Source organism: Microbacterium sp. NPDC088619 (assembly GCF_044752825.1).
Classification (GTDB): domain Bacteria; phylum Actinomycetota; class Actinomycetes; order Actinomycetales; family Microbacteriaceae; genus Microbacterium.
On record NZ_JBIVLZ010000001.1, the window covers coordinates 2,117,660 to 2,143,221 of the forward strand.

Here is a 25,562-nt window from a genome sequence, read left to right on the forward strand (position 1 = left end):
CCGGGGACGCGGCCGCCGCAAACATCAACACCCAAAGCTCACCCGGATCGTACGCTGAAAAGGCCTGTTCGAGTGCGTCTGGCCCCCATTGCGTGGCGCTGACCGCCCGCGGTTGAGATCGAGACCGCTTGTTCCCACGAGATTTTCTACTCTTCCCCACGCAAGCATTCAAGCGCAGGCCGGCGACATCCGCGCTGATTGCCGCCGTGGAAGACTCTGCGCGCCAGGGAGGAAGGTGGCTGAGCGGCGGGGCGCCGCGTTGAATGAGCGGAGGATATGTCTCCATCAGCGCCACTGCTCTGGTGCCAGGGAGCGCTTGACCGCTCTCAGCTGGACGCCGTGCGGGGTGCATACACGCAAAAGCGCACGTAAGATAATGCGTGTACGCGCTAACCGGATGACGATAAGAGGACGCTAGATGGTCGTGAAGAAGAGTCGCGCCCGTGCCGCCTCGGCGCGCGTCGCCGGTCGCGAGATCGCTGTGGGCCGCGGCACTGTGACAGGTCGATTCCTCGACGGGAAACCGAAGCTCGTCGTGGCGACCAACGCCCCGGCAAAGACCGACGTGCAAGCCGGTGTCGAGCGCCTTGCGCAGGTCGCGAAGACCACAAACATCGACGTATCCGTGTTCAACGCACTCATCGACGAGCTCGCAGATGCCATGACCGACCGTCGATCGACTGAGCTGGGCCTCACGGAGCAGGAGGCCAGCTTCCTGATCGAGTCCGGTGATTTCACTCCGGAGGAGTTCGCCGAGGCAGCAGCATTCGTCACCAGCGGTGGGCTCGCCAAACTAGAGCGCGAGACTCACGTGCGCGCCCTAACCAACACGTACACCGCATCTGAAGTCGCAGCGCTACTCGGCATCGATGCCTCCAGTGTGCGTCACCGCCAAAGCAAGAACACCCTGTACGGCTTCCGGGCGGGAAGGATCCGCCTCTACCCTCGATGGCAGTTCATTCCCGGTGAGAAGGCCTCGACGATCCCCCACCTCCCCCTGCTCGTCCGAGCGATCCCATCCGACTGGGATCCCGCCGACGTCGAGGGCTTCATGACGACGCCGCAAGACGAATTGCGGCCGACAGACGACGCCAATGATCGCAACGAGTGGATGACACCAATCGAGTGGCTGGCTGCCGCGAAGGACCCCGCACCCGTGGTGGGGATTCTTGAAAACGCCGACGTCACGTGAGCCGGGCGAACGCAAAGGTCCCGGCCACGCCACCAGCGACGCTCACCCTCGACGCCAGCGAGCACCTGAAGACCTACGACGGGGTCCTCTGGCGCGTCTTCGCCACGAGGGGCGCTCACCCGCAGGCATGGGATGAGCTACGGCACTTCGGGCCGGTCGAAACCATGCGATTCGACCCGCATCCCGAGCCACAGCAGCACCACGCGAAGTACGGCGTGATGTACACCGCCGGTAGATCCACCACAGCTCTCGGCGAAGTATTTCAGAGGCGCCGACTCATCAACAGGCACGCTCGTGGGAGCACCCTCGCTGCCTGGCGGCCGACCCGCGAACTGAAGCTGCTGGATCTCACCAGCAACTGGCCCGTGGTCAACGGCACGACAGCTTCGATTCAGATGGGGCCTAAACGGTACACGCGGACCTGGGCAAACGCGATCCACGACCAGCTCGGCGCGGACATCGATGGCCTTTACCACATGTCCTCGATTGACTTCGGTCCGATGGTGACCCTATTCACCCGCGCCGAGGACTCGTTCCCTCTACTTCCGTTGGTGCACACTCGCCTGGACTCCTCGAGTGCAAACATCTACCTCGCGAAGGCCGCAAGAAAACTGGGCTATCGGATCAAGAAGTAGGAGTAGACGTTCGCTGCTGCCAGGGCGCATGCGACTGTGCAGTTCTGCTTCTAGGGTGGCGCCGACCACGTACGCGATGCGACGATCGAGGATGCGCAAGAGCGGCAAGAGCGAGCCCACGTCCCTATTCCTTAAGGCTCCCGGCAACCGGTACGACCGCTTGATCTTCCGCTATCCCTACCAGGACGATGCGCTCCTCGCGGCGAGCTTTCAGCAGGCTGCCGGGCGCCTTGCCGGGACCTTCAGAGGGGAGCCAATCGATGACACCATGCTTCTGCCATTCTTGACGCTCTATCGGCAGGCGTTCGAACTCCGACTGAAGGCCATGATCCGAGAATTTGCGTCATTGCGTCGACGCTTTCATGAGTCGGGCAACCCGGACCTTGCGGCAGCGAAAATCGAGCAGCGACTTCGAACGTCTCGCATCCTGGGTCACAACCTTGACGCTTTGATGAACGAGTTGATAGGTCACTACAACGCCCTGGAAACGGATGAGCCGTTTCGAGAATCGATCAAGGAGTTGCTGCTTCTTCTGCATGAAGCGGACAGCACAGGAACCTCCTTTCGCTACTCCGGGCAGATGCCCGACATCCAGGAGAGTCTCGACTTCCTCGACTTAGTCGCCCTCATCGACACCGAGTTCGAGCTCCTGGGAGGCATGCTCGATGGGATCACCGAGATGTACGCCGCCGGACCACAGCCGGAGAACGAGAGCGACTGGTGATGAACCGGAGCGCCTCGATGGGCGTTGAACCGGCCGATTTCGAGTCGGCACCTGTCACGACGTTTGGGCGAGGCCGCAGAAGCTCCGGGGAAGCGAGGCCACAATAGTGAATGTCAGACTCCGCCCGTATGATCTCAACACCAGGGAACACGAGCGGCGGGAACACCTGATTCTCGCTTTACATCGGATTTAGTCCGATTTCACCGCGATTCTGACAAGAAACTAGTGTGAGTTACGTCTTTAGATCGGACTAACCGCTTTACATCGGATTACCCGCCGCTCGATCGGACTTAGTCCGGGCTAAAGCAAGTGTCGGGAGATTGACAGCGGTGTGCGGCGCTGATCCTGCGGGCAAGCCACAACGCGTGACGAACCTGACGCTCCACCCTCGGGATGGCAATGCAGCCAGCTGAGGTCACGCAGACGAGTCAGATCTTCAGACTGGCCCATGAGCGACGACGGTTTGACGAGTGAACCTCTAGACCTCGATTACGGGTGCTTTCTTGCTGACAGAGCCTGCGCCGAAACCCACACATCACCTGTTTCGGTGCCCTACGGTTTCGGCAGGGGGTTACGGCGGAGCGAGGCACGGCGTGTCGCGCTTCCCACCAGCACCGAGGATCCCCGGCCGCAAACGATCGTTTGCGGCCGGCAGAGGTTCAGCCTGGTGTCAGTCGTCGTTGTCGAGATCTTCGAGTACCTCGAACGGAGACTCGACGTCCCCGCGCCATGCTTCGATGCCTTCACGGATCGCGAGAACGGCGACGACGAGTGCAGCGACGGAGTCGGCCCACCACCAGCCGAACAGCGTGTTCAGGATGAGGCCGATGAACACTGCGCCTGAGAGATAGATGCACAGGATCAGTTGCTTCGCGTCGGCCATCACGCTCTTGGATTCGAGTTCACGTCCGGTGCGTACTTCGAACCATGCCAGCAGCGGCATGACGATCAGGCTCAGGGCGGTGATGCCCAGTCCGAGGGGGCTGTGTTCCGGGCCTTCCTGGCTAATCAGACTCATCACCGCGTCGACGGTGACGTAAGCAGCGAGAGCAAAGAACGCCAGTCCGATCGCTCGAACGGTGACTTTCTCCCAGCGCTCGGGGTCCTTCCGGGTGAACTGCCAAGCGATCGCCGCGGCGGATAGCACCTCGACAACCGAGTCGAGTCCGAAGCCGATCAGCGCGGCTGACGATGCCAGGGTTCCCGCCCAGATCGCGACGATCGCCTCAATGACGTTGTACGAGATCGTGAACCCGACGATGAAGCGCACCCGACGGTGCAGTGTCGATCGCCGTGCTGCCGTCATCGGCGCGCTCATGCGTCTGCTCCGACAGCGCAGCATCCGGGAACGGCGCAAGAGGCATCAACGCATGGTGCGTTCTCATCCACGGCCAGCGTTACGTCGACCAGTGCCTTCAGAGCCGCTGCAAGGTGCGGGTCTGCGATCTCGTAGCGCGTCTGCCGCCCCTCGGGCTCCGCGACTACGATGCCGCAATCACGGAGGCATGTCAGGTGATTCGAGACATTCGACCGGGACAGCTCAAGGGACCGGGACAAGACCACCGGGTAGCTCGGTGCATCGAGCAGCGACATCAAGATGCGGGAACGGGTGGGATCAGCCATGGCCCGACCGAGACGGTTCATCACGTCGAGCCGAGAGGCAATAGTCAGCATACGATGACTATACAGTCATCAGTGACCTATGCTCAAAGCATACTCGTCAGCCGCCGGGCACCTGTGAACGGAGACACATGCTCATCGTTTCCAGCAGGGGCACCTACCTACCGAGATTGAGCATCGAAAAAGAGGATCCTGGAACCATGAAGATCGAGCTGCTACACATCGCTGATTGCCCCAGTTGGGTTGAGGCTGGCCGTCGCGTTTCGGAGGCGCTCCGAGCGACAGGGCGCGACGAATCAACTCTGCATTACCGGCTCATACGAACCGAAGAAGACGCCGCAGCAGTCCCGTTTGCAGGCTCCCCGACGATCACCCTGAATGGGAACGATCTTTTCCCGGGTTCGGATCGCAGCAGCGATTTGGCCTGCCGTATCTACAGCACACCCACTGGGCTAGCGGGAATGCCGACGGTTGAACAGATCCGAGAGGCGATCGACGCTCATGTCGACTGAACTCAATACCGCCTGCACGTGCTGCGGCCGGCATCTGCCACGAAAGAAACTGCACGCCCTAGGCGACGGGGGTGCTTTCATCTGTCGACGATGCGGTTGGTGGGTAGCACTGCGCCTCCGCCGGGACCACCTGCCTAGCTAGGCTCTCGGCGCGGGAGCCGGCCTCAGGGCGACTTAGACCAAAGCGCTCGTCCGAGTTTCGCGCTCCCACGCCTGGGTTGCGACCTGGACGGCGTCCCACGGGGAGCCGAGCGGAGGGGTGTAGGAGAGGTCGAGATCACTCATCGCCGCGACCGTCATCCCGTGATGCAGCGCTGTGGCATAGGTGTCGACGCGCTTCGAGATCTCCGCACCGCGGGTACCGACGAGCTGCGCGCCGAGCAGACGGCCATCTCGGGTGTCTCCGGTGATGCGGATGCTGATGGGCGTCGCTCCCGGGTAGTACCGCTTGTGGTCATCCGCGATCGCGGTGTGACTGTGTGGTGCGAAGCCTGCGGCAGCTGCTTCGTGGTCGCGGAGGCCCGTGCGAGCTGCAACGAGGTCGAAGACCTTCACGACCTGCGTGCCGAGGCTCCCGGCGAACTGCGCGTCGCCGCCGATCGCGTTCTCGCCCGCGACGCGGCCTTGCTTGTGGGCGGTCGTGCCGAGCGGGAGATACGTGACACCGAGGAGGCGGTGATGAGTGACCACTCCGTCGCCGGCCGCCCAAACGTGCGGCAGGCCGGTGCGCATCCGATCGTCGACGACCACAGCGCCGCCCGCGCCCGTGGTTGCACCGGCTGCGGTGAGAAGGCTGGTGTTGGGCCGTACGCCGACGACGACGAGCACCACGTCAGCGGTGCGGGAGAACGGGTCACCGTCTCGGGTTCCTGCAACAGTGATTCGTCCTGCGTCGCGTGTGACAGCTTCGACGCGGGTATCGGTGAGGACGTCGACGCCGTGGCGGGTGAGTCCGTCGTGTACGAGGGAACCGAGTTCGGGATCGAGGGTGGAGAGGACTTCGGGGCCGCGCTGGAGTTGGGTGACCTGGAGGCCGCGCACAGTGAGGGCTTCGGCCATCTCGAGGCCGACGTAGCCAGCTCCGACGATGATCGCCGTCTCGGGCTGATGCTCGTCGAGGTACTTCTCGAGCGCGAACGTGTCGCCCATCGAGTGCAGCAGGTGCACGCCGTCGTCGGGGCCGAGCTGGTCAAGCCCTGATATTCCGGCTGTCGACGGCGCTGCCCCCGTGCCGACCATGAGCTCGTCGTACGGGATGGTCGATTCCGTGCCGTCGGCGTCGCGGACGGTGAGCCGGCGGCTGTCGACGTCGATGCTGGTGGCGAGGGTGTCAAGCCGGAGGTTCATGCCGGTGGCTTCGAGATCCGCGTGGGTGCGGTGGGCGAGCGACTGCCAGGGCTGCACCTCCCGGGAGAAGTAGTACGGGATGCCGCAGATCGAGAAGTTCGGGTAGGCGTCGGCCACGACGACTGTGACATCGACGGACGGGTCGAGTTCACGGGCCCGGAGGGCGGTGGAGATTCCGGCGTCGCTTCCGCCGATCGCTACAAGATGCATGAAGGCGCCTTTCAGGGCTGGGTTTCGAGTTTCTGAGGAACCACGACGTCGCCGGCCGTGCGGGCGGCGATTGGATAGAGGGCGAGGAGCAGTGCGAGGCCGATGGCAGCCCCGACGAGCTGTGCAGCGATGAACGGCGCCACAGACGACGGTGCGATACCGGCGAACGTATCGGTGAACATGCGAGCGATCGTGACGGCGGGATTCGCGAACGATGTGGAGCTGGTGAACCAGTAGGCCGCGCCGATGTACGCACCGACCGCGGCGGCCGTGACCGACCCCTTTCCGGTGCGGGCGAGAGCGAAGATCAGCAGCACGAGCCCTGCAGTGGCGACCACTTCCCCGACCAGGTGCCCGCCTGTGGCCCGGTCGTTGGACGAGAAACCGGGGCCGGTGTCGAACATGACCCCCGCTAGCAGGGTGCCGGCGATGCCGCCGAAGATCTGCGCGAGCACGTACGCAGCGACGTCGCGCAACGGAAGCCCGGTGCTGGCGCTGCGGCCAAGCAGCCAGTCCGCGACCGTCACCACGGGGTTGAAGTGCGCGCCAGACACTGGCCCGAGCATCAGGATCAGCACCGTCAGACCGAGGGCAGTGGTCAGGCTGTTCTCCAGCAGCTGGAGGCCGACATCATCCGGGGACAACCGCTGCGCGGCGATACCGGAACCCACCACGATAGTGACGAGCAGACCAGTTCCAAGGAACTCGGCGGTAGCTCGGCGCAGAAGGTGTGGCCGTGCGAGGGCGGGGTGAGGTGTTTTCATGTCGGCTCATCTTGACCCGAACGGGGTACTTCAGTCAAGATTGAGACAATGAACACTGAACGAACTGACCAGGTGGAGGTGCGCGCCGCGAAGCACGCTGCGCTGAGCGACCCATCTCGCCTGCGGATCGTCGATCGTCTCACGCTGGGCGACCTCTCGCCCACCGAAATCGGAATGGCGTTGGGCCTTCCCTCGAACCTCGTCACCCATCATCTGAACGTGCTGGAGTCGGTGGGGATGGTCTCGCGGTCCCGCTCGGAGGCCGATAGACGGCGCAGCTACGTTCACCTCTCAGATAACGCACTCCGCGGGCTCACACCCGGCCGGGTCGAGCGCGCAGATCGCGTCGTGTTCGTTTGTACGGCGAACTCCGCCCGGTCGCAGCTCGCCGCGGCGTTGTGGTCGACCCGCAGCAGTATCCCCGCGACGTCGGGAGGAACGCACCCGACGGGGCGGATAGATCCGGGCGCAGTCGCCGCTGCCGATCGCCACACTCTCGCGCTGCACGATGAGGCACCCCGCGCTCTGACTTCGGTCCTGACCGATTCAGATTTCGTGGTGACGGTGTGCGACAGCGCCCACGAAGAACTCGGCGCCATCGGACACCTGCACTGGTCGATCCCCGACCCCGTTCGGATCGGCACCGATGACGCCTTCGACACCGCCTACGACGAGCTGGAGCGCCGCATCGCGGAACTCGCACCCCGGCTCGCCGCCAGCTGAAACCCAACCTGAAAGAGCCCCCGTGACTGACACCACTCCGACCGTCCTTTTCATCTGCCAGCACAACGCCGGCCGGTCGCAGCTCGGCGCGGCTCTCCTAGAGCACCTGGCCGGGGACCGGTTTCGGGCCACGTCTGCGGGCCTCTCCCCCGCCGACGAAGTGAACCCGGCCGTGGCCGACACTGTCGCAGAACTCGGAATGAACATCACCGATCGCGTACCGCGCGCCGTCACAGTCGAAGACCTGGACGCCGCCGACCTCATCGTCCTTATGAAGCCCGGACTCACCCTGCCTTCCACCCCTCGCGGAAAGGTTCTGGAGTGGTCGTTCCCCAACCCCGAGTCCTGGGACGCCGAAGCAGTGCGCCCGCTACGGGAAGCGGTGGCCGAGAAGATTCGTACGACGATTCTCACCTGAGTTTCCCTTGTCACGAACCCGGCCCTGGCGTGGGTGATTCGTGCGGGACCGGGTGAGTCGACATGCTGGGAACGTGAGCAACCTCGTCGCCTGGTGGGAACGTCATCAGATCGCCCTCTATCTCGCAGCGATCGCTGCGGGCGTCGTGCTGGGCTTGTTGACACCAGGAGCCGCGCACCCTCTCGAGCTCGCGATCAACCCCGTTCTCGGGCTGTTGCTGTACGCGACATTCCTCGGTGTCCCTTTCTCGATGATCGGACGCGCCTTCCGCGATATGCGGTTCCTGTCCGTGGTGCTGGTCGTGAACTTCGTGATCGCCCCCGTCATCGTGTTCTGCCTGTCTCGGTTCGTCGCTCACGACCAGGCGCTGCTGGTGGGTGTGCTGTTCGTCTTGCTGACGCCCTGCATCGACTATGTGATCGTCTTCACGGGGCTCGCCGGAGGGGCGAAGGAACGGCTACTTGCGGCCGCGCCGATCCTCATGCTGGGACAGATGCTGCTCCTGCCGGCATACCTCTGGCTGTTCGTCGGCCCTGAACTCGTCGCCGCGGTCGACCTCGCGCCCTTCGTCGACGCTTTCCTCCTGCTCATCGTGCTCCCGCTCATGGCGGCCGGCCTCACCCAGTACGTCGCCTCCCGCACGCGCTGGGGCCGCACTCTCCGAGACACCGCTCTAGCCGCCATGGTGCCGCTGATGATGCTCACGCTCGCCGTCGTCGTCGCTTCCCAGGTCTACGGCGTCAGCCGGCAACTTCCTGCACTGCTCGCCACAGTTCCGATCTATGCCGCCTTCGCGGCGGTCATGATCCCGGTAGGGATATTCGCGGGGCGTGCGGCACGACTCGATGTCTCCAGCACTCGCGCCGTCGTATTCTCCGGCGCGACCCGCAACTCCCTAGTGGTTCTCCCGCTCGCCCTCGCGCTCCCCACATCGTTCGCCCTTGCCCCTCTCGCCGTCGTGACGCAAACACTCGTCGAGCTCGTCGCCATGGTGATCTTTGTCCGCCTGATCCCCCGGCTCGTGGGTGACCGTCGTCTCGCAACCGATTGAGGCACCGCCGAAAACCCCTGCCGTAAGGGACTTCTGGAGAGCGTTATCGGCAGCTGCTCACGGCCACAGAACGGTCTCACGCCGAAAACGATCGTTTTCGGTGGGCGCACTAAGTTCTCGTCAGGCTCGCGCCGCTAGAAGGACCGAGTCACGCGGGAATGCGCGCAACCAACCTTGAGTTAGATACCCCCAGGGGGTATCTTCTAACCATGAACGGGTACAGCGACGGCAAGGCAGATCTCGCTAAGCGGTTGAGTCGCGTCGAAGGTCAGGTGCGAGGGATTGCACGGATGGTTGACGAGGACAAGTACTGCATCGACATCCTGACGCAGGTGTCTGCGGCGACGAGAGCGCTCGAAACGGTGGCGTTGTCACTGCTGGGCGATCATCTGAGTCATTGCGTTGCCGAGGCCCGCGCTGAGGGCGGCGAGGTTGCGGCGGAGAAGGTCCGCGAGGCCAACGAAGCGATCGCCCGCCTTGTCCGTTCATGACCGCCACGTCTGTCTATCTGAAGGAGCACACAATGACTGATCGCATTGAACTTGGCCTAAAGGACGCGAACGCTGGCTGCGCGTGCTGCGCTGTCCCCTCGAACACCGAGGCTTCCGCGCCGGCTGCCGCCTCGTCCTCGTCCTCGGAAGAGGTTTTGGTTGCGGGGATGACGTGCTCGCATTGCGTGTCGAGCGTCAGTGAGGAACTGGCGGCTGTGGCCGGTGTCGAGTCCGTCGACGTCGACCTGAACGCTGGCGGCATCTCCCGTGTGACTATCCACAGCGCAGCCCCGGTCGATCCTGCTGTCGTGAAGGCTGCGGTCGAAGAGGCCGGGTATAGCCTCGCGACTAGCCAGGCCTGAGTCGCTAACCGTCTGCACCCGGGCTCAACCGGGCGCATCTGAGCAAGGAATTCCGATGAGCCAGCACGACGAACACAGCCATCACGCCGCACACGAGAGCCACGGCGCGGCGCCGACAACGGAGCATGACCACGCGGCGATGAGCCACGATCACGATGCGTCGCCAGATCATGGCGGACATGGTGGGCACGGCGGACATGGTGGACATGGTGATCATGTGGGCCAGTTCCGGCGGTTGTTCTGGATCATGCTGATCCTCGCGGTCCCGGTCGTCGGGTTCTCGATGATGTTCTCGATGCTGCTCGGATACCCGCTGCCGGACGCTGCGTGGGTCGGTTGGGTGTCCCCGGTTCTCGGAACGGTCATGTATGTGTGGGGCGGGGCGCCGTTCCTCACCGGTGCGGTGAGCGAACTCCGGGCCCGCAAGCCCGGCATGATGCTGCTGATCGCTCTGGCGATCACGGTCGCGTTCCTCGCCTCATGGGGCGCGAGCCTGGGCCTGCTGCACCACGAACTGGACTTCTGGTGGGAGCTGGCCCTGCTGATCGTGATCATGCTGCTCGGTCACTGGATCGAGATGCGTTCCCTCGCGCAGACGACCTCAGCGTTGGATTCCTTGGCTGCGTTGCTGCCTGACGAGGCGGAAAAGATCGAGGGCGATACAACCGTCACGGTTGCCCCGTCTGATCTGCTGGTGGGTGACGTGGTGGTGGTGCGCCCGGGCGGGCGGGTCCCCGCAGACGGGCGGATCGTGCAGGGCTCGGCCAGCATGGACGAGTCGATGATCACCGGAGAATCCCGGCCCGTCCGCCGCAGCGACGGCGACCAGGTCATCGCCGGCACCGTCGCGACCGACTCCGGTGTGCGGGTGGAGATCACCGCGATCGGCGAGGACACCGCTCTCGCAGGTATCCAGAAGCTGGTGACCGAAGCGCAGAGCTCGTCGTCGCGGGCGCAACGGCTCGCGGATAAGGCGGCGGGATGGCTCTTCTGGTTCGCGCTCGGCGCTGCCGCGATCACCGCGATCGTCTGGACGGTTGTCGGCATGCCCGACGCCGCGGTGATCCGCACGATCACCGTGCTGGTGATCGCGTGCCCGCACGCTCTGGGCCTGGCGATCCCGCTCGTTGTGTCGATCGCGACGGAGCGGGCGGCTCGTGGGGGTGTGCTGATCAAGGATCGTCTCGCGTTGGAGAGCATGCGCACCGTCGACACCGTCTTGTTCGACAAGACCGGCACGCTCACCAAGGGCACCCCCGCCGTCACCGCGATCGACCCCGTGTCCGGCACCGATTCTGACCAGCTGTTGGCCTGGGCCGCGGCTGCGGAAGCCGACTCCGAGCACCCGCTCGCTCGCGCGATCGTCAACGCGGCGAAAGAGAAGAACCTCACGGTCCCTGCCTCGTCCGAATTCGAGTCCTCGCCGGCGGTCGGGGTCCGTGCGCGTGTCGATGGGCACATCGTGCAGGTCGGTGGGCCGTACATGCTCGAGCAGGAGAACGCCCAGGAGCTGGCGGTTGCCGATGAGTGGCGCAATGAGGGTGCGATCATCCTCCACGTCCTCGTCGACGGTCAGGTCGCGGGCGCACTGCGATTGGCGGATGAGATCCGCTCAGAGTCGCGTCACGCCGTCGAGGCCCTCCACGAGCGGGGCGTGCAAGTCGTCATGATCACCGGTGATGCCGACGCGGTGGCCGCCTCCGTGGCGGGCGAGCTGGGTATCGACCGGTACTTCGCCGGAGTGCGACCGGAGGACAAGGCCTCGAAGGTGAAAGAACTGCAGGGCGAGGGCCGCAAGGTCGCGATGGTCGGAGACGGTGTGAACGACGCCCCCGCGCTCGCGCAAGCGGACGTCGGTATCGCGATCGGCGCGGGAACGGACGTCGCGATCGCCTCGGCCGGGGTCATCCTCGCCAGCGACGACCCCCGGTCTGTCCTGTCGGTGATCGAACTGTCACGGGCCAGCTACCGGAAGATGAAGCAGAACCTCTGGTGGGCCGCCGGCTACAACCTGCTCTCCGTCCCCCTCGCGGCCGGCGTGCTCGCCCCCATCGGGTTCGTGCTCCCGATGTCCGTGGGGGCCGTGCTGATGTCCCTGTCGACCATCGTCGTCGCGCTCAACGCGCAGCTGCTGCGCCGGCTGGATCTCCGCCCGGACGCAGTAGCGGGTAAGTAGCAAGAAACGGTCAGGGTGACGGACGTAGGCTGAGGAGAACGGGAGGTGGGTATGTCGCTGATCAACGTCGCACAACGGGTGCGGGGACCGCGCACGCTCACCCATACCGTCTTGGCCGTCCTCGCGGTCGCGGTGGGCGTCATCGCGGGTCTGCTGGCGATGCACTCCTTCAACTCGCACGCGACAACTGCCGGCCACCACGACACCGTCGCTGTCAGCACCCAGGCCGATGTATCTGCCCATCACCACGACACGTCCGCAGCCGCCGCCGTGCCGGACTCACCGACGGCGGATGCGGGATGCGCGACGTGTGGGGGCGGGGATCCGATGACGTGGATGGCGTGCGTCCTCGCACTCCTGGTCGCCACGATCCTGCTCGGGCGGATCGGGCTCGGCTGGCGGCATGCCACCCTGATCACGGCACTCGTGGCCGCGACGACCCGTTGGCCCGCCCGTGCCCACGCGCTTCCGCCACCGCCCTCTCTCACGGTTCTCTGCATCAGTCGCACGTGATGACGCGCTAGCCCCCTTTGCGGGCACGCACCCCTGGCACCGGCAATAGCCGGGCCTCATCACCGACCCTTGGAGAACACTCATGAAGATTCGACCCGCGGCGATCGCCGCACTCACCCTCACTGCCCTTCTCGCCCTCACGGGCTGCGCCGGAAACACCGGTTCCGGCGACGGCATGGAAGGCATGGACCACGGCGGCAGCTCGTCCGCGCCCACCGACACAGCGGACGCGAATGACGCCGACATCATGTTCGCCAGCATGATGAAGGAGCACCACGCACAAGCCATCGAGATGTCCGACGTCCTTCTCAGCAAAGACGGCGTCGATGAGCGCGTGGTCGCTCTCGCCGAAGAGATCAAGGCCGCTCAGGAGCCGGAGATCCAGAAGATGGACCAGTGGCTCGAAGACTGGGGCGCGGAGATGGACAGCATGGAGGGCATGGATCACGGCAGCGGCATGATGTCTGAGGAAGACATGCAGGCCCTCGAAGATGCCACCGGTCCCGATGCGGGGCGTCTGTTCCTTGAGCAGATGATCCAGCACCACGAGGGCGCTGTCGACATGGCGCAGAACGAAGTCGACAACGGTCAGAACAGCGACGCCGTCGCACTCGCTGAGACGATCATCGACGCGCAGACCGAAGAGATCGCCACCATGAAGGAGATCCTCGCAACTCTGTGATCCCTGGGTGGGGTGCGGGGCTCCCGCACCCCACCTCGTGATCTGTGCGCACACCATCATGCGAACCCTCAAGAAGCTCACGTTGCCCACTTTTCGACAGCGACACCGAGCGGCACTCACGCTCTCCACAACGATCGCAGCCAGCATCGTGCTGGCCGGCTGCACCGCACCCGCCGAGCCCACCACCGGACACGACCACGCCACGTCCATCAGCCACGTCCACGCAATCGTGCCAAACCCCTCCGAGGACGGATACCTCCTCGGCGCCCACGACGGGATCTACACGGCCACACCGGATGGCGAAGTCGGCTCGCGTATCGAGACGACCGACTTCGACGCAATGGGCCTCATCACCGTCGGTGACGCTCTCCTCGCGTCCGGGCACCCCGGACCAACCACGGCCCCAGAACTCGGCTCCCCCAACCTCGGAATCATCCGGAGCGACGACAGCGCCAGAACTTGGACGCCCGTCTCATTCACCGACGAGAAAGACTTCCACGTGCTTGCCGCCGGGAAGAACGACACCCTCTACGGGATCGCCTCGGACTCCGCGGAGCTCCTCCGCACTGACGACCTCGGTGAGACCTGGTCGGCGGTCGGAGAAATTCTGGCGTTCAGCCTCGTCATCGACAGTGAAGGGCAACTGATCGCCGCCACCCCAGACGGGGTGCAAATCAGCACTGATGAGGGCACCACTTTTACACCTCTGAACGAGGCGCCTGCGCTCTATCTACTCGCCGTGTCACCTGACGGCAAACGGCTTGTCGGTGTCGGTCGCGGCGGACAGATCTGGGCCAGCACAGGATCCAACGCCGAGTGGGTTCCAGCCGGCGTCACTCATGGCTCCGCGCAAGCGCTCGCGACCACGAACGACGGTGACACCTTGGTCTTCGATGACAGCGGCCTGGCGGCAATAGCCAAGTAAACGAGAGGACGACATCTTCAGAAACAGACGCTCACTTGCCCCGAGATTCACCGAAACTCCCCTGCCGTTAGGAGGTTTCGACAAACCATAGCGGCGGGCCCTCGAGCGACGACCAGCCGCTCCTGCCACAACGATCGTTTACGGCGGGGGCACCGAGCCGTGAGGTTGCTCATCATTTTCTTGCGAGCGGCGAGGGGAAGCCTGCGATGTCGGACATATGAGGGATCGTGGTGACTATGAGCTGACCAGGATCGTGAGGCAACGCTATGACCGGTAACGACGAGCCCGAAGGGCATTCGTCCCCCGATGGCGTTCCTACTCTCAGCGCGTGGGCAACGGATCAGGCCTGGCTGGCCGAGGCAGACCGCGATCGCGCCGAGGAACGCTTCGACCGGCTCGCCGGAGACCGCGAACTCGCGACCGCACTTCGGGCCAGCGGATACCGGGGCCGGAACTACGAGCTGTTCGCGAACGAGATCGCGAAGTACGGGTGGGCTGTCATCCGCGGGTGGATCTACAAAGGACAGATTCGTGGCGAGGTGAAGCGGAAGGGCTTCGGCGCACTGGAGCCTGAGCCCCGCCCGGGATCGATGATCGAAGAGGCCGAGAGCCTGTCGGATGAGACGATCGTGCTCGCCCTCACCGCGTTTCGAGACAAGGTGCTCGTTCCGGGCAAGTGGGACCCCGCCAAGGGTGCCTCCCTGCGCACGTTCTTCGTGGGCCAGTGCCTGCTGCAGTTCAGCAACGTCTACAAGCGTTGGCGTCGAGAAGAGCTGCGTTCATATGCCGAGCCGCAGGCCCCGCCGCCCGCAGCGGCCTGGGCTGACGACTTCGAGGAGGGTCCGTCGACGTCGGCTGCTCCCGACGCGAGCGAGGCGGCGCACATCAAGGACGAGCTGCGTCGTGCATTCGGGAGCATCAAGGACGAGCGTGTCCGCTCAGCCTTTTATCTGAACGTGACGCATGGCTTCACGCACGCGGAGATCGGCGAGAAACTTGGCATGACCGCGAAAGCGGTGGAGTCGGCGATCGCGCGCGCACGTCAGCAAGTACGACAGAACCGGGAGTCCGCATGAGCAGTGAATTTCGAGGCAAGATCGAGCGCTCGTCCTTCGGGACCCAGAACGCGAAGGCGGCACGCCGAACCGTTTCCGCCAACAAAGCGCAGTCGCTCGTCTCGCGATCGATGACGGGCAAGACTCAATCGAAGCAGTTGAGAGGCCGCGAGGGGAAGTGACCAGCGGCGGACATATACCGAGATGTCGGGATCACAACGGAAAAGAGCCGCCCCGCGGTAACGGGACGGCTCACAAGCCCTGAGAAGGTCAGGTCTCATCCAGAGCACTGACTGTACCGGAGTTGGCAGCCGCAGACTAGCGGCGCTCCATCTCATGGCACCCCGGCACCAATCAGTGAAGGAGTTCCCATGGGAACCGTTCGTCGCTCTGCATCCACCGGTCGTTTCGTCTCCAAGGCCGCTGCGGCCCGCTGGCCCGGAAAGACCACCACCGAACGTGTCGGTTCCGGCACGAGCAACTCGACCACGGTGCACCGCTCCGCGTCGTCGGGCCGGTTCGTCACCGAATCGACCGCCAACCGCAACCCGGGCGGCACGATCAGCCAGCGCGTCTAATCGAACATGAGGGCCTGCACGTGCACACGTGCAGGCCCTCGTTGTGTAAGTCGAGGGCCTCCAGAACCCCGTCGGTGGCGGTCAGTAGTTCACCTTGTCGATGACGAGGTTCCCGTCGAGCATCTCGTGCGGGACGGGTCCTGCACTGGGGGAGCGGGATGGTCAGTCTCGCGAGGTCGGCGTCCGCAACGGTCTCCGCGGCCGCCAGGGCGTGAGCGCCCGGGACGGCAACGCCGACCGGCATCTCAATGTCTGCCGCAGCGCCGGAGCCGGCAATGTTCACCCGGAACCCGGCGGCGAGTACTGTTCACCCGAAGACTAGTGGGGGAGCTTTCCCATCGTTTGTTCAAGTCTGGCCTTGCGTTGCCTAGACCTTGCGACGGAAGCCGGTTGAGTCCCGAGTGACATCGGGCGACCAACGATGCGGTTCTCGCTTCACGTCGGGCCACTCGTGATCAGATCGAACGATATCCGGTCCGCGCCGGTGTGTCGGAAGCCCGTCGAAGCCGACCGGGCTGATCCTGGGCGCAGGCGACGAAGATGTGCCTACCGGCACTCCGCCTCCCTCCGGGAGTGATGATGAAGCCAGCTGAGATCGCACGGATGATCGCTCGTCGACGGTTCTCGAAAGAGTCGGAGCTGCACTGGGTGCCGCGTGATCATCGTTCGGAGACTGGCTATGCGAACAACACCTCGTTCGCACCGGTCGACCGAAGTCTCGGCCGTTTGGATTGGTCGGTCATCGACCCCATGAAGGTTCGAGTATCGAAGGGCGCCAGCCACTTCTTCACGGGATCTGAGTACTTCTGGAGCCGCACCCGCAGTCACGTCTGGTGCGAGTCTCAGTTCGAGCGCGACGAACTGATGTGGCTCGATTTTGGCGGACAGGTCGAAAGGGTGTGGTCGCAGCCGTTTGGCGTGGTGTTCGGCGTCCGCTCGCCGATGGCCGGTCATTGGCATGTGCCGGATTTCCTGTTGCAGATGTCGGACGGCTCTTATGCCGTTCGGGACGTGAGGCCAGAGGAACTCATCGACGAGTATGCGCAACTGCAGTTCGATGAGACGGCGCGAGTGTCGGCAACGCTCGGCTGGCACTATCAGGTGCTTTCCGGCCACAGCCTTCATGCGACCCGCGTGGTCGAATGGTTGTCGGCGTCGCGTCATGACCGCTGCAGGCCGCCTGCTGCCGTCGAGGACAGGATCCTCGAGGCGGCAACTCTCGGCAAGACTCGCCGGGAGTTATGCGAGCTGGCATCACCAGATTGCCCACCTCTTGCTTGCGCTTGGATTGACAACCTCGCCTGGCGCAGGCTGCTCGAGGTCGATCTGTCGGCGGTCTTCAACAGCAACACGCTACTGACTACCGCCCATCGGGAGAGAACGGACGCGATCGGTGTCTGACGAGAAGAAGCTGAAGCTCGGAGAGACTTTCGACATTGACGGCGATAGTTGGGTCTGGGTCCACATCATCCCTGGCCTAGAGGTGAAGCTCCGATCTGAGACCGCACCCCACCGACACCTGATCATGTCCGTAGACGAGTTCCTGCTCCAGGCCGGAACAGCCCAACGGGATCGCATCGTATCTCTTCGGCCGGACGGGGATGCATGGCCGACCGACGTATGCGATATGGAAGCCCATCTCCTTGAGGCGTTCACTGGCAAGCCGATGGATCCGTTGGCCTCCGCTCCTCGGGCACAATATGACCCTGCGCTGACAACTCAGAACGCACGTGTTGACGCGAAGCTGCTCGAGCTAAAGGGCACTTCACTTGGGCGAGCGCGCAGCACCTTTCACCTCCTGTGGAAGACGTACCAGCAAGGCGGTGCAGCCGGACTGAATGCCCGCATGCATCGCAAGGGCGAGCAGCGACTCGCCATCAGCCGGGCAGACCCACGGCTGGTGACGATCATCGATCGAATCCTCGATCGTCAGACGGACAAGTCTACGAGCAGCAAACGCCGGTGCGCTGTCTTGGTGAGGCGAGCGCTCGAGACCACCTACCCCGGCGATCCTTTATGTGAGATCAAGGCTCGCACCCTCCAGGGCTACATCAACGAGCGGGCTGCCGGCCGTTACAGCTTCGACAAAGCGACCACCCGGCGAAACACCGACAACAGCCCCAAGCGTCAGTACTACTCCGGGGCTGCCTATCAACTTGGGGAGCGATGCGAGATCGATTCAACGAAACTCGACGTTCTCGTCTGGGATGAGAACAGTGAGTTCCGGCCGACACTCACCGTGCTTCTCGATGTCGCAAGCCGGGTACCGCTCGCTTGGGCGATTCACGCGGACAGCCCCGGCGGATTCGACCATGCGCTCCTGCTCGCCCGGGCTGTCATCGGGCGCAAAGCCGTACCTGGTTCAGGAGCAGCCACCCTCGCAGGGTCAGCCACGTTGCCGTCCGACCTGATGAAGCAGGTGAACCCCTTCCTCACCGACGATTCTCTGGCCGTCCCGTGGATCTTCCCGCGATCGATCACCATCGATGGTGGAGCAGATTTTCGGTCCCGCACGTTCAGAGATGCCTGCAGCGCGTACGGAATCCACAGGGAACTTGCCCCCCTCCAGAACACCGACGGTAAAACCACATGTTGAACGCAACTTCGGCACGCTCTCGACAGACTTCGCCGCATGGCTGGCTGGATTCGTGGGGAACTCCGTCGCCCATCGGGCCGCCAAAGACGACCCCACGCTCACCCTGGATTCGCTTCGCCTCATCCTCGACAGCTGGATAACGAATATCTACCTGAACAGGCCTCACCGTGGCTTGAAGTCGATGAGGCATCCAGGGCGCATCTTCACCCCGAATCAGATGTACGCCGAACTGTTCGCTGTAGGACCCGGCGTTCCGGTGCCTTTCGGAGTTGAGGAGTACCTCGCGCTCTTGCCCACCGAACGACGCATGATCGGCCGTGCAGGGATCGAACTCCACAATCGCCGCTACGACTCACCCCATCTGGAAGATCTGCGCAATCGCTCCCTCACGGGCGCTGAACCGGGATCCGCGAAAGCCAGGAAATTCCCAGTGAGCTTCGACCCCTACAACGCCAATGCCGTCTGGGTGCGTCACCCAGAAACCGGTGTGTGGATCGAGTGCTGGGACATCGCTCTGCGGGAAAAGACAGCACCGATGGTCGCCGAGATAGACATGAAACTCCTTGCCCGATACCCCGACGCCGCGATCGACGATCCCGACCGCCGTCGCGAGTGGATCGATCATGTCGAAAGTCGGGAACGAGGAGACAAACGAAAACGCACCCAGCACAAGCGAGAGCAACAGCGCCTCAAGGTCGAAGCTCAACGCGAGTCAGGCCCCTCGACAACGACACCGATCCCATTACGGCAATGGGCCAAACCCGTCGACATCAGCACCATCGATTGGACGTCCCCCGACATACATCTCGCGCAAGCAGAGGAGCTTGATTCATGAAGATCACCCCACTCGTCCTCCACCATGACCGCAAGACCAGCCTTGCAGGGCTTCGAGAAGCATTCGACGCCGAGCCCGCATCCCCGCCGAAGATCACCTTCCGGCAGTACACAGATCTGGACAGTGAAGCCCGAGAGCTATACGACCAAGCTCGCGAAGACTTTCTCCGGCTGACGCTGAGGGTGAAGACACGCGAGCAAGCGGTCTGCGCTCGCATTCTGGAGGACCTCATCCGGATCAACCCTCGGCTGAAGAACTCGCGGCGCGGGCTGATGATATCCGCGCCGATGTTCTCCGGCAAGACAGAGCTCGCTCTCCTGTTGGCTCGATCCGTAGAACGCAGACACGCAGCCCAACGCCCCGACTACCTCAGAGACGGAGACACACCGGTCGTCTGGGTGGAGATGACCGAACACTCGACCGGGAAGGCTCTCCTTGCCCAGATCGTGGAGTTTCTCGCCCCCACCATCGTTCTCCCCAAACAAATCGCCACCGACAGGCTGCGGAAACTTGCCGTCGAAGCCCTCCACCGTCACGGCACGAAGCTGCTCGTGATCGACGAAGCGCACAAGCTCGGCGGGACTGAACCCTCCAGTGTCATCAAAGCCCTCCAGAACGAGTCCTGTGCGACCGTCGTCCTGGTTGGAATCAGTCTCGACCAAGCATTCAAGACGGGCGACGGCCTGCAAGTCAGCGCACGCTGCGACTTCGTCACACTCGACAAGATCGACCCGGACGTCAAAGAGGACTTCGAACAATGGATCAAATGGGTCGCCACCTTCGACAGCTTCCTACCACTATGCGGGCACTCCCACGGCCTTCTCACCCGCAACGCCGGCACGCTAGTCCACGCCGCCGACGGGCAGCTCGCCGTTCTCGCGATGATTGTGGACCGCCTCGTCGCGTCCATCTTGCGAGACGAATCGCGCACCTCTGAGACCGTAACCCGCGAGCGACTCTTCGGGGTTCTCGATACTCTCCGGCGCACCACGCTCAACAAACACAACGTCACCCTGGACGACTTGGTGGACGCCGCATGATCAGCACGCAGGCGTGGGCGAAACGACCCAAGTGGCATCATCTTGAGACGCCACGCTCCTACGCGCAGCGGCAATGCCGCGCCGCAGGAGTGCCGTTCGACTTCGCCGAGAGAGCACTGACCAGCCGAGCGCAACCGAACATCCACCGCGTCTGGATCGACGACGAAGCGGCCGCTCGGACGGTCGAGGCGACGGCGGGGCGCCCGGCCGGTCATTACCTCCGCATGAAACGTCTAGCGCAACCGGACTCCACACGGGCCTACCCGCAGCGCTTCCTGTGCCGCCTATGCAGTGCCGGGGAGACGATCGAGCAGATTCCCCACGATCGGGAGAACTTCTGTCTCCGACACCCGGGGCAGATGGTGTGGTTCGGTCCCGGAACCGAAACCGATACCCAGGTGATCGTTCCCTTCGATCCCTCTCTTCGGAACACGGAACTCTCCTTCCGTCGACTCGTCGCTACTGGTCGGGTCACCACGCAACTGCACGGTCAGGTGTGGGCCATGGTGCGCGACAACGACACGCTCTCCGCCCAGAACGCAGAGACCGGGCAGAGTCCGTCTTTGATGAGCGCGGTACGCGAGATCGATCGCCGCGCACATCTGTACCGCGCGACGGTGCGCGTTCTGCAGATCTTGTCCAATCGTTCGCACTGCGCACGATGGCGCACTCAGTCGGCGGCAGATCTACGGCTCGATATCAAGGAAACGTTGGGCTTCACCAATAGCGACATCCTCGTCGAACGGGTGATTCTCTGGCTCCGCCCCCTCCGCCGCCACACCATCCCCACGAAGTTCCGCCCCCTGGAAGCTGCCCTCGACACTGTCGACGTACCCCGCATCCTCGACACCACCGCCAACTACCCGCTGTGGATCCTCCGCCACCCGAAAGCCATCTCCGAATGGGACTGGGATCGCAACCCGCCCACCCGCGACCCCTGGTCCGGAGTCGATGTCTCCCACAAAGCCTGGTGGTTGTGCGAGGAGGGGCACTCCTGGGAAGCAAGCCCCCACGTGCGAGGCTTTGCCGAGACAAACTGCTCGTACTGCATCGGCATGGACTTCTGGCCTGGACACACCGACCTTGGCACCCTGCGGCCAGACATCGCCGCGGAATGGGACACCACATCAGGAGCCAACCGCGGGGACCCACATCACGTCAGCGTCACCTCTGCCCGGAGAATCAACTGGAGGTGTACTGCTCGAGAGCACACCTGGCCCGCCCAGGTGCGTTCCCGCACCACGCAAGAAAGCAGCTGCCCCTACTGCAGCGGTAGCCGGGCGATACCGGGTGAAACAGACTTAGCCACACTTCACCCGGGCCTTGCAGCAGAGTGGGATTGCGAACGCAACGACAGCTCCATCACTCCGGAGACAGTCACCCCCGGATCGGACCGTGTCGTCTGGTGGCGCGGTCCCTGCGACCACCGCTGGGACGCGGCCGTCGGCGACCGTTGCTCAGGACACGGCTGCCCGTACTGCTCCAATCAACGCACCCTCGCCGGTTTCAATGACCTGGCCACCACCCACCCTCAACTCGCCGACCAGTGGGACCCCGCAAACTCCAAGACTCCGCGCGAGGTCACCGCGGGTTCGGATTACCCCGCGGTATGGCGTTGCGCGCTGAGTCACACGTGGGAGCTTCCCGTCTGGGGTCGCACGAAGGACAAGACGGGATGCCCCGTGTGCGCGAATCGGGTCGTCCTCGCGGGATTCAACGACTTGGGAACCCTCGACCCTCATCTGGCTTCGGAGTGGGACCATGAAGCGGGGGCGAACGACCGAACACCCTCCGAAGTGACCGTTAGTAGCTCCTATGAAGCCCAGTGGCGCTGCGCTGAGAATCACACGTGGCCAGCGACAGTCGCCAACCGACACGCAGGCTCCGGGTGCCCCTCATGCTCCGGACGGGTCGCCATCCCGGGAGCCACTGACCTCGCGACACGCCGACCGGATATCGCCGCACAATGGGACCCCAGCAACGACTGCTCACCGAATCAAGTCACGGTCTCCTCCCACGTGAAAGTGTCGTGGATCTGCCACCGCAATCACTCGTGGCCCGCGACAGTCAAGAACCGGACGTCCGGCTGCGGCTGCCCTTACTGCACAGGAAAGCTACCCATCCCAGGGGAGACCGACCTTGCAACCCTGCGACCCGATCTCGCAGCGCAGTGGGACTCCTCTAACACCCTCTCGCCCACCGAGGTCACCGTCGGATCGGGGAGAAAAGTCACCTGGCACTGTGCCTGCGGGTACACGTGGCCATCGAGAGTTCAGACCAGAACCCGCAGGCCCCACGCCCGCTGCCCCGAATGCCGGAAATAGCGACACTCCACGTGCCACCGCCATCGATCTCGCAGTTGGCCACGCTGAACCCCTCGAGCACGAAGGGCAAAGGCTCACGTGTTCGCTGCTGACCCAAACGCGAGCGAGTCGAGAAGCGATGATGGCCTGACCAAGATCGCACTGCCGACTCGCCACTCACGTCAGCGTCGCGGATTGTCGAGCCCGTGCGCTTCTCAGAGGAGCTCGCTCACCAGCTGTTCGATGCGGCCACGGATATCGTCGCGGATGGGCCGTACGGCGTCGATGCCCTGACCAGCGGGGTCGTCGAGCTTCCGGTCTTCGTAGCGCTTTTCGGGGAAGAACGGGCACGCGTCGCCACACCCCATGGTGATCACGACGTCAGAGGTCTCGCAAGCAGATGCGCTCGATAGCAGGGGTTCTTTTGGTGGCGAGCGAACGCGCCCGACCAGACCCGCAGGCGCCCGGGCCCAACAGACGACGTCTGCGATCTCGCCGACTGTCACCGGCTCTATGGGATGCGCGACGTCGATGCCCCGGGAGGCCTCCCCTTCCGGCGGAGGCTCATCTACGCTGTCGCACATGGATGAAACCAATGGCCAGCCACGGACCCGCCCTTGGCAGGCACAACCATCCACCGATGCGATCGCGGCGTTCGTCGACGCCGTCGCCCGGCTGAACGCGGACGGGGACTTCATCGTTCGAGCACTGACTGACCAGCTCCGTGCAGAGCGACCGATCGCGGATCAGGACGCGCTGACTCCGCAGGAGGTCGGCTATCTCATCCGGTCCAAGGCGTTCACGCCAGAGTCGTTCGAGGCGACATCAACTGAAGTTGCTCGCGGGGGTCTTCTGGCGAGTGTAGCGAGCACTCTTCTAGCGAGCGTGCTTCAGACCGTATCTGCGCCCGCAGCCGCTGCGTTTTTGCATATGGATGAAGAGTCGCTCTTTGCTGCCGCCGATCGCGGCGAGTTGTAAATGGTCGATGTTGCCCAGTCCCGGCGTTTTCCGTCGTGGCAGTTCAGCCTCTCCTCGCAGGGGAAACTGGCTCTTCCCAGATGAAGGTGTAGGTCGGCCGGGCGCGTCGGTCCGCAGATAGACGTCGAGGTCTCCCGACGATGGAGGTTCCTACGCCATCCATCCGAAAGACCTCGACGTGCCCGACGCTACCCCGCCGGCCGGCTTCGGCCGCCCTGACCTAACCGCCTTCGCGGCTCATCCCAATCGGCTCTGATCGGGTCTGCTGACCCTCTCGACGAGAACGCAGCGACATCACAGCCACCCAACCCCGACCGTCCGGGAAGCCGGGGCACGTCACATGGGCTGTGCTGCGGGCGTGTCGAGTGGGTAGTCCAGGGGCGACGCAGGAGCGTCGACGCGACGTGCTGAGAGGTGGTTCCAGTCGAGCGCTAGGACACCGGCTACAGGCATGGCGATAGGTCAGGAACGGCGTCGCTCCCTGCGCAGGAGGGAGCGCAGAGTCTCGGCGTTTGCGTAGCCGACCCGTAGCGCGATCTCGGCGGAGGTGAGGTCCGTGGTTGCTGAGAGGTGTCGAGCTCGTTCGGTGCGAAGCCGTTGGACGAAGCCGAGCGGAGTGAGGTTGAGCGCCGCACGGACTCGTCGTTCGAGGGTGCGCCGGCTGGTGCCGAGCGACTGCGCGACGAAGGCGACGTTGAACGGTTCGTCCAGGCGGGCGCGCACGAAGCGTTCGAACTCGACGACGATCGGGTCCTCGTGCCGGAGATGTTCGTAGGCGACGAAAGCCGCCTGCGACGGGCGCTCGTCGATGATGAGGAGCTTGGCGACATGTTGGGCCAGGTCGGGGCTGATCGATCGCACGAGTGAGAGCGCGAGGTCGATGTGGGCGAAGGCGGCGCCGGCGGTGACGAGGTTCCCGTCGACCACGACCATGGTGTCGAGATCGAGGGCGACGGTCGGATAGCGCTTCCGGAACTCCGGCCCCAGGAACCAGCTGGTCGTCGCCCGCCGATGATGCATCCGTCCTGTCTCGGCGACGGCGAACACGCCGGTGCACGCCGCGGCGATCCGGGTGGTCGCGTCGTCGAGGCGCCCGAGTGAGGCGATGACCGAACGAGCATCTCGACTCTGGAGGGCGTCGTGGGTCGCGGCGGCCGTGAGGGTTCCAAGCGCAGGGACGACGACCACGTCGAACTCTCCGGACTCCGGCAGCGGGTGGTCCACCGACAGGGTCATCGATGCCGTCGTGGTCACTCGCCGTTTCGGTCCGAGGATGGCGAGTTCGATCGGGTCGATCCGCGGGTCGACATCGCCGCGGGCTCCGTCGGCCACCCGCACGATGTCGATGATCGACGCGATAGCCGAACCGAAGCAGCCGTCGATCGCGATCAGTCCGATACGCATGACGTAAACAATAGCAATACTGCCGTATACGCCACTCCCCACCGGCCCTCGCTCGTCATACGCTGAACTCGTCCCACGAAGAACCCCGACGTCAAGGAGAGTCCCTCATGTCCACACCCGCATCACTTCCGTATGCCTTCGTCGCCAAGATCGTCGCGGCCGATGGACAGCACGACGCGGTCGCCGATCTGCTCGCCGGCGCTGTCGCACTCGCCAACGAAGAAGTAGGAACGATTGTCTGGTTCGCGGTCAGGACCCACGCCGACACCTTCTGGATCTTCGATGCATTCCCCGACGAAGCCGCTCGCGACGCCCACGCCAACGGCGCCATCGTCGCAGCCCTGATGGCCAACCAGCACCTCCTCGGCGCAGCACCCGAGATCCTGGCGGCCGACGTCCTCGCGTCCAAGCTCCCGTAGTCCGCCAAC

The 25,562-nt window shown here is 64.0% G+C and carries 27 protein-coding genes and 1 pseudogene; 22 read left to right on the forward strand and 6 right to left on the reverse strand.

What is annotated here, in order from left to right:
• The first annotated feature begins 418 nt into the window (after window positions 1-418).
• From ACIP5T_RS10250 to ACIP5T_RS10260, 3 genes are all read left to right on the forward strand, one after another.
• A complete protein-coding gene (locus ACIP5T_RS10250; protein WP_400862840.1) occupies window positions 419-1,192 on the forward strand; it encodes a hypothetical protein in 774 nt (257 codons plus the stop codon).
• A complete protein-coding gene (locus ACIP5T_RS10255; RefSeq protein ID WP_400862842.1) occupies window positions 1,189-1,827 on the forward strand; it encodes an RES domain-containing protein in 639 nt (212 codons plus the stop codon). Before ACIP5T_RS10250 ends, ACIP5T_RS10255 begins: the two co-directional genes overlap by 4 nt.
• Before the next feature lie 91 nt (window positions 1,828-1,918).
• A complete protein-coding gene (locus ACIP5T_RS10260) occupies window positions 1,919-2,551 on the forward strand; it encodes a hypothetical protein (protein ID WP_400862844.1) in 633 nt (210 codons plus the stop codon).
• Window positions 2,552-3,221: 670 nt separating this feature from the next.
• On the opposite strand, the gene ACIP5T_RS10265 is transcribed toward ACIP5T_RS10260, so the two are convergent.
• Window positions 3,222-3,869, reverse strand: coding sequence for a cation diffusion facilitator family transporter (locus ACIP5T_RS10265; RefSeq protein WP_120227539.1), 648 nt, complete (start codon window positions 3,867-3,869; stop codon window positions 3,222-3,224).
• Window positions 3,866-4,225, reverse strand: a complete 360-nt coding sequence (locus tag ACIP5T_RS10270; protein WP_201468909.1) for a helix-turn-helix transcriptional regulator — start codon at window positions 4,223-4,225, stop codon at window positions 3,866-3,868. Before ACIP5T_RS10270 ends, ACIP5T_RS10265 begins: the two co-directional genes overlap by 4 nt.
• Before the next feature lie 146 nt (window positions 4,226-4,371).
• Between ACIP5T_RS10270 and ACIP5T_RS10275 the strand changes: the two genes are divergently transcribed.
• Window positions 4,372-4,683 (forward strand): thioredoxin family protein, encoded by a 312-nt coding sequence (locus tag ACIP5T_RS10275; protein ID WP_120230188.1) that lies wholly within the window; start codon window positions 4,372-4,374, stop codon window positions 4,681-4,683.
• Between the two features lie 174 nt (window positions 4,684-4,857).
• Here ACIP5T_RS10275 and ACIP5T_RS10280 read toward each other — a convergent pair whose 3' ends face one another.
• Complete coding sequence (locus ACIP5T_RS10280; protein ID WP_120227541.1) at window positions 4,858-6,240, reverse strand: FAD-dependent oxidoreductase; 1,383 nt, start codon at window positions 6,238-6,240, stop codon at window positions 4,858-4,860.
• Window positions 6,241-6,251: 11 nt separating this feature from the next.
• Window positions 6,252-7,004 (reverse strand): MIP/aquaporin family protein, encoded by a 753-nt coding sequence (locus ACIP5T_RS10285; protein ID WP_120227542.1) that lies wholly within the window; start codon window positions 7,002-7,004, stop codon window positions 6,252-6,254.
• Window positions 7,005-7,052: 48 nt separating this feature from the next.
• Between ACIP5T_RS10285 and ACIP5T_RS10290 the strand changes: the two genes are divergently transcribed.
• The 16 genes from ACIP5T_RS10290 (at window position 7,053) to ACIP5T_RS10365 (ending at window position 22,773) form a co-directional block, all read left to right on the forward strand.
• Window positions 7,053-7,727: a helix-turn-helix domain-containing protein gene (locus ACIP5T_RS10290; RefSeq protein WP_120227543.1), complete on the forward strand. Its 675-nt coding sequence runs from the start codon at window positions 7,053-7,055 to the stop codon at window positions 7,725-7,727.
• Window positions 7,728-7,749: 22 nt separating this feature from the next.
• Window positions 7,750-8,145 carry a low molecular weight phosphatase family protein gene (locus ACIP5T_RS10295; RefSeq protein ID WP_120227544.1) on the forward strand — a complete coding sequence of 132 codons (396 nt, stop codon included), beginning with the start codon at window positions 7,750-7,752 and terminating at the stop codon, window positions 8,143-8,145.
• A gap of 73 nt (window positions 8,146-8,218) precedes the next feature.
• Complete coding sequence (locus ACIP5T_RS10300; protein ID WP_120227545.1) at window positions 8,219-9,196, forward strand: arsenic resistance protein; 978 nt, start codon at window positions 8,219-8,221, stop codon at window positions 9,194-9,196.
• 209 nt (window positions 9,197-9,405) lie between these two features.
• Window positions 9,406-9,687 (forward strand): metal-sensitive transcriptional regulator, encoded by a 282-nt coding sequence (locus ACIP5T_RS10305; RefSeq protein WP_400862846.1) that lies wholly within the window; start codon window positions 9,406-9,408, stop codon window positions 9,685-9,687.
• Between the two features lie 32 nt (window positions 9,688-9,719).
• Entirely contained in the window at window positions 9,720-10,049 is a 330-nt protein-coding gene (locus ACIP5T_RS10310; protein ID WP_400862847.1) for a heavy-metal-associated domain-containing protein, read from the forward strand.
• A 55-nt stretch (window positions 10,050-10,104) separates the two neighbouring features.
• On the forward strand, window positions 10,105-12,225 hold the full coding sequence (locus tag ACIP5T_RS10315) for a heavy metal translocating P-type ATPase (protein WP_400862849.1): 2,121 nt from the start codon (window positions 10,105-10,107) through the stop codon (window positions 12,223-12,225).
• A gap of 51 nt (window positions 12,226-12,276) precedes the next feature.
• Window positions 12,277-12,738 carry a DUF6153 family protein gene (locus ACIP5T_RS10320; RefSeq protein ID WP_400862851.1) on the forward strand — a complete coding sequence of 154 codons (462 nt, stop codon included), beginning with the start codon at window positions 12,277-12,279 and terminating at the stop codon, window positions 12,736-12,738.
• 82 nt (window positions 12,739-12,820) lie between these two features.
• Window positions 12,821-13,420, forward strand: a complete 600-nt coding sequence (locus tag ACIP5T_RS10325; protein WP_056313436.1) for a DUF305 domain-containing protein — start codon at window positions 12,821-12,823, stop codon at window positions 13,418-13,420.
• Window positions 13,421-13,478: 58 nt separating this feature from the next.
• The gene (locus ACIP5T_RS10330; protein ID WP_400862853.1) at window positions 13,479-14,345 is read left to right on the forward strand and encodes a WD40/YVTN/BNR-like repeat-containing protein; all 867 of its coding nucleotides are present in this window, start codon (window positions 13,479-13,481) and stop codon (window positions 14,343-14,345) included.
• 266 nt (window positions 14,346-14,611) lie between these two features.
• Window positions 14,612-15,421 carry an RNA polymerase sigma factor gene (locus tag ACIP5T_RS10335; protein ID WP_400862854.1) on the forward strand — a complete coding sequence of 270 codons (810 nt, stop codon included), beginning with the start codon at window positions 14,612-14,614 and terminating at the stop codon, window positions 15,419-15,421.
• A 350-nt stretch (window positions 15,422-15,771) separates the two neighbouring features.
• Window positions 15,772-15,978, forward strand: coding sequence for a hypothetical protein (locus tag ACIP5T_RS10340; protein ID WP_017201940.1), 207 nt, complete (start codon window positions 15,772-15,774; stop codon window positions 15,976-15,978).
• Between the two features lie 576 nt (window positions 15,979-16,554).
• Complete coding sequence (locus tag ACIP5T_RS10345) at window positions 16,555-17,379, forward strand: TnsA-like heteromeric transposase endonuclease subunit (RefSeq protein ID WP_400862857.1); 825 nt, start codon at window positions 16,555-16,557, stop codon at window positions 17,377-17,379.
• Window positions 17,372-18,574 (forward strand): hypothetical protein, encoded by a 1,203-nt coding sequence (locus ACIP5T_RS10350; RefSeq protein WP_400862859.1) that lies wholly within the window; start codon window positions 17,372-17,374, stop codon window positions 18,572-18,574. The genes ACIP5T_RS10345 and ACIP5T_RS10350 overlap by 8 nt, the downstream gene beginning before the upstream one ends.
• A gap of 52 nt (window positions 18,575-18,626) precedes the next feature.
• Window positions 18,627-19,409, forward strand: a complete 783-nt coding sequence (locus ACIP5T_RS10355; protein ID WP_400862860.1) for a Mu transposase C-terminal domain-containing protein — start codon at window positions 18,627-18,629, stop codon at window positions 19,407-19,409.
• Entirely contained in the window at window positions 19,406-20,449 is a 1,044-nt protein-coding gene (locus tag ACIP5T_RS10360) for a TniB family NTP-binding protein (protein ID WP_124894640.1), read from the forward strand. The genes ACIP5T_RS10355 and ACIP5T_RS10360 overlap by 4 nt, the downstream gene beginning before the upstream one ends.
• Window positions 20,446-22,773, forward strand: a complete 2,328-nt coding sequence (locus ACIP5T_RS10365) for a zinc-ribbon domain-containing protein (RefSeq protein WP_400862862.1) — start codon at window positions 20,446-20,448, stop codon at window positions 22,771-22,773. Before ACIP5T_RS10360 ends, ACIP5T_RS10365 begins: the two co-directional genes overlap by 4 nt.
• A 194-nt stretch (window positions 22,774-22,967) precedes the next feature.
• On the opposite strand, the pseudogene ACIP5T_RS10370 reads toward ACIP5T_RS10365, so the two are convergent.
• Window positions 22,968-23,144 (reverse strand): annotated as a pseudogene (locus ACIP5T_RS10370) (heat-shock protein HtpX); the annotation flags it as partial.
• Between the two features lie 190 nt (window positions 23,145-23,334).
• Here ACIP5T_RS10370 and ACIP5T_RS10375 point away from each other — a divergent pair.
• Window positions 23,335-23,730 (forward strand): hypothetical protein, encoded by a 396-nt coding sequence (locus ACIP5T_RS10375; RefSeq protein WP_400862863.1) that lies wholly within the window; start codon window positions 23,335-23,337, stop codon window positions 23,728-23,730.
• Between the two features lie 462 nt (window positions 23,731-24,192).
• Here the strand turns inward: ACIP5T_RS10375 and ACIP5T_RS10380 are convergent, their stop codons facing one another.
• Entirely contained in the window at window positions 24,193-25,134 is a 942-nt protein-coding gene (locus ACIP5T_RS10380; protein WP_087136509.1) for a GlxA family transcriptional regulator, read from the reverse strand.
• Window positions 25,135-25,241: 107 nt separating this feature from the next.
• Here ACIP5T_RS10380 and ACIP5T_RS10385 point away from each other — a divergent pair, with 107 nt between their 5' ends.
• On the forward strand, window positions 25,242-25,553 hold the full coding sequence (locus tag ACIP5T_RS10385; RefSeq protein WP_033107114.1) for a putative quinol monooxygenase: 312 nt from the start codon (window positions 25,242-25,244) through the stop codon (window positions 25,551-25,553).
• The last annotated feature ends 9 nt before the right edge of the window (window positions 25,554-25,562 follow it).